This is a genomic window from Eubacterium sp. BIOML-A2 (assembly GCF_009680135.1).
Taxonomy (GTDB): domain Bacteria; phylum Bacillota; class Clostridia; order Lachnospirales; family Lachnospiraceae; genus Faecalicatena; species Faecalicatena contortus_B.
In genome coordinates this window covers 1-4,551 of record NZ_WKZK01000103.1, presented here as the reverse complement: position 1 = coordinate 4,551, position 4,551 = coordinate 1, and the positions used below count along the sequence as shown (strand labels likewise).

Genomic DNA, 4,551 nt, shown 5'->3' with positions numbered 1-4,551 from the left:
TCCCAGCCCCCACCCCATTTTCCCGCAGCATCCCTCTCCCCATTCCGCACAGGCGAACTTCCCGCGAAAAAAAGAGACTGCAAAAACATGCAGCCTCAATTTCGCAATTATTGTTCTTCCGCCAGTTTATCCAGTTTTCCGCTCATTGCCCAGAGTATTACTCCAAGTATGATTACGACTCCAGCAACGACTCCATATCCAATCTGGAACGGAACTGTTTTCAGGTATGCGTACAGCGCCGGGTAGATCGTTGTTGCGAAAAATACTGCGATTGGCCACAGGCCGAGCAGAAGTCCCAGTACTTTTGCAGGGGCAAACATTGTGATGAAAGAGTTGCCCAGCGGGGAGAATACCATCTCGCCGATTGACATCAGCAGAGATACGAATACGATCCAGATCAGTGCAGCCTGGCCGCCGCCTCTGATTACGTCGGCTAATACCATGATTACGAATGAACATCCTACCAGGATCATTCCCAGTGCTGTTTTCTTGAACATACTCATGTCGCCTTGGGGACGTTTTGCGAGTTTTGCCCAGACGATCGCGAGCACCGGTCCAAGGACGATGCATGTCAGGGCGTTCAGTGAGTCAAAGTATGAAGTGGGAACCTGCCAGCTTCCGATATACCAGTTTGCATGGTTCAGGAAGTCTGAGCCCTCGCCCCATCCGAAGTAAAAGTAAGCAGGCATGTATGCCATATACCATACGACCCAGAATACAATTGAAAAAACGGTTACAAGGATGATGGCAAGGATTCTTTTTTTGTCACCCTTTGTAAGAGGTTTGCTGGATTCTTCTTTTTTCTTGCTGTTGTCAATGAATTTTCTCTGATCATGCTTGAATGGCTTTTTGCCGGCATCACCGAGAGACTTCTGGTTGAGTGCGAACCAGAGTGCATCGATGAACAGAAAGATGGCGCACAGCAGGAAAACGGTATTGAAAGTTGTTTTAACGCCTACAAGCCCTGTGATTGGAAGGATGGCGATAAATGTTGTCCCGATGAATGAACCGACATTTACAAATGAGTACTGAATAGAAAATGCGTTGTTCAAGTCATCCTTGTCTTCGAATAACAGACCATTCACTCCTGAGAGGTTTCCCTTAAATAAACCGGTACCCAGAGCGACAAGAATGATCATGATCCAGACAAGAGTCATGGAACGGGCCTGCCAGGTACAGAGGTAGCCGAGTCCCATGAGGGTCATTCCGGCAATGACACAGATTCTTGGGCTGAGCCAGTAGTCTGCGATGTATCCCCCCAGAATAGGCGTGATATAGGTGGCGGCCACAAAGAAGGCGGAAGTTGCAGTTGCCTGGGCATCTGTTAAGCCAAGACCGCCTCCCGCCGCATTTGTGGCGATCCAGATTGCCAGTAAGTACTTAACTGTGTAGAACGCGCAGCGTTCGAATGTGAAACCTAAGGCGCATACATAAAAGCCAAAAGGTTTCTTCTTTTTTGTTGTTTCCATAATAAAAACCCTCCAATTAGTTTTTAAGTGAGCACTGTAACAGTGCGAATTGATGAGAATACATACCAGATATCCTCTGTTGTCTAGAAAAACCTCCTCCTTTGCTAGTACATCGTATAATAATTAACTGCCTCATAAGCAGACCTAAATTTCCGATAGCACTGCTTCACAAGCCTCAGCGTAGCCCACTACGCCTGCGTTTGCGGAGCAGCACTCTCAAAAATTTATTTCAGCTTATGAGTCAGTTACTTATTTTACGATGTACTATAATTTTACCCCGAGGAGATTGTACCATAGTTTAAACTATAGTACAAATAAAATTTTATGCTTAATTAATAAATCTTCACTAGAATTTTATAAGTATTCCTTAGTATTGTGCCATAAACAAATTAAATTGCATTATATCATGAAAAACAATATAAAGTTCTTGACAAACCTGCCAAATTATGACAATATAATAACAGTAATTATTATTAATATTGAAAAGAAGGAAAGGAGCTACGATGCATCAGTATACTAAAATCAGGATACCAATAGAGCCGGATAACCCCTCCATAATGAGGCAGGAAGATCTGTGTATAAAATGTGGTCAGTGCAGGCGGGTGTGTGAGGAGGAGATTGGGGTAGGAAAACTTTACTCACTGGAGAGCACTGGAGATAAGGCGGTCTGCATACACTGCGGACAATGTGCAAATGTCTGTCCGGCGGGTTCCATTACAGAAGTGTATGAGTATCAGGAAGTCAGGAAGGCGATAAAAGATCCCGATAAGGTTGTTATATTCAGTACTTCGCCATCAGTCAGGGTGGGACTGGGGGAAGAGTTTGGAATGCCGCCCGGGAGTTTCGTGGAAGGCGGGATGGTGGCTGCACTCAGGGCGCTCGGTGCGGATTATGTGCTGGATACGAATTTTGCAGCTGATCTGACCATTATGGAGGAAGCCTCAGAACTGGTGGAGAGAATCACAGGCAGAAGAGGGGTGCTGCCCCAGTTTACAAGCTGCTGTCCAGGATGGGTTAAGTTTGTTGAGACATTTTATCCCGAGGCGCTTCCGCATATCTCCACTTCAAAGAGCCCCATTGGAATGCAGGGGCCTACGATAAAGACCTATTTTGCGAAGCAGAGAGGAATCGATCCGGTCAAAATCGTAAATGTAGCCGTCACTCCCTGTACGGCGAAGAAATTTGAAATACGCAGGGAGGAAATGCGTGATTCCGCCGGGTATAATTCCAACGAAGACCTCCGCGACATGGATCATGTCATCACAACGCGGGAACTGGCGCGCTGGATGCGGGAGGATGGTTTAGAACTCAGCAGCGTTGGAACAAGTGAATACGATGAATTGATGGGAAAGGCTTCCGGCGCCGGCGTCATATTCGGGAACACGGGCGGAGTCATGGAAGCAGCGGCCCGCACGGCATATTATCATGTGAGCGGGACAAATCCGCCGGAAGATTTTCTGAATCTTGAGCCTGTGAGGGGAATGGACGGTGTGAGAGAAGCAGACGTGGAGATCAGCGGTATTCATTTGAAGCTGGCGGTGATCCATGGTACGGAGAACGCGCGAAGATTTCTGGAACAGTGGAAACATGCGGACGTCCATTATGATTTTGTTGAAGTAATGGCATGCCGCGGCGGCTGTATCGGCGGGGGAGGCCAGCCCAAGACGGAGATTCCAATGACCGATGAAATCAGAAATGCGCGGATTGCTTCACTATATGAAAGGGATGCACACATGAAGCTGAGGCTGAGCCATGAAAATCCTGAAATCAACAAACTTTACAGTGAATTTTATAAGTCTCCGTTAAGCGGTCTGGCAGAGAGGATGCTTCATACGACTTATAGAGACAGATCTGATGATCTGGGGCCGGAGGGAAAAAAGAATCCGGACAAACAGAAATCCCAGGAGCTGGAAAAAATGGTATTATATATAGAAGAAACAGAAAACAAAAAAGAGAAGGAGACAGGTATTATGAAAAAATGGAAATGCAGTGTATGCGGCTATATTCATGAGGGAGAAAATCCGCCAAAAGAGTGTCCGATCTGTAAGGTACCGGCAGACAGGTTTCAGGAACTGAAAGAGGAAGCGCCGGCAAAAGCGCCGGTACCAGCTGGCTCAGCAGGTAAGCCAGCGCCGGGCTCTAAGACTGAGAAGAATCTGATGGAAGCTTTTGCCGGGGAATCTATGGCAAGAAATAAGTATACATATTGGGCGGATGTGGCGAAGGAAAACGGACTGGAACAGATGGCAGCCATTTTCCTGGAGACGGCGGAGCAGGAGCGTGAGCATGCAAAGATGTGGTTCCGTGCTTTCCATGGGATCAACGATGTGGAACAGAATCTGGTGGATGCGGCTGCCGGCGAGAACGAAGAGTGGACCCAGATGTACAAACGGATGGCAGAGGAAGCAAAAGCGGAGGGGTACGATGAGATTGCGGCCAAATTTGAGCTTGTAGCGAAGGTCGAAGCGCAGCATGAAAAGCGTTATCTGCGTCTGCTGGAAAAGTATAAGGCGAATAAGACCTTTGCAGGGGAAGCGCCGCTTGGCTGGAAGTGCAGAAACTGCGGTTATATACACGAAGGGGCTGACGCACCGGAAGTATGCCCGGTATGCCAGTATCCGAAGGCTTACTTTGAACGTCAAGCACACAATTACTAATACATCGAAAAATAAGTACCCAGTATCTCGAATCATAAGTAACTTGCTGTTATGCTGAGGCAGTTGAAAGCAGCAGGAAAGATGAATAGAGTGTAATAGCCCGGCAGGTCTCCCGGGGATGCGTAATCAGGGAATAGCTGATACACGCGTCTCACGGGAGCTATCTTATGTTTATCGGCAGACCTGATGCCAAAACAACGTAAAATGATTGTCAAGTAAAATAATCATAAAATTGTAAACAGCAGACTTGTATTGCCTGCCCTAAGATTTTACATTTTTATACAAGATATTGTGGTTATGACATTGATTGGAAGTAAAGTGTGTGAAAAAAATATCAAATCATGGATTGCTAGCGTAAAATTTTATTCGGATTAAATGAAAAGAGGACACCACTTTGTGATAAAGTATTTATGGCTTGCAACCAA

General features: G+C 46.4%; 2 protein-coding genes. One reads left to right on the top strand and one right to left on the bottom strand.

Features of this window, described 5'->3' with window-relative positions:
- Nucleotides 1-107 precede the first annotated feature (107 nt).
- On the bottom strand, nt 108-1,469 hold the full coding sequence (locus GKG43_RS22460) for a peptide MFS transporter (RefSeq protein ID WP_050642366.1): 1,362 nt from the start codon (nt 1,467-1,469) through the stop codon (nt 108-110).
- Between the two features lie 503 nt (nt 1,470-1,972).
- Here GKG43_RS22460 and rbr point away from each other — a divergent pair.
- The gene (gene rbr, locus GKG43_RS22455; protein WP_055153265.1) at nt 1,973-4,126 is read left to right on the top strand and encodes a rubrerythrin; all 2,154 of its coding nucleotides are present in this window, start codon (nt 1,973-1,975) and stop codon (nt 4,124-4,126) included.
- The last annotated feature ends 425 nt before the right edge of the window (nt 4,127-4,551 follow it).

What these genes read in the sequence shown, in the direction of transcription:
- GKG43_RS22460 (WP_050642366.1), bottom strand. Translation starts at nt 1,469, where the DNA reads ATGGAAACAACAAAAAAGAAGAAACCTTTTGGCTTTTATGTATGCGCC.
- rbr (WP_055153265.1), top strand. Translation starts at nt 1,973, where the DNA reads ATGCATCAGTATACTAAAATCAGGATACCAATAGAGCCGGATAACCCC.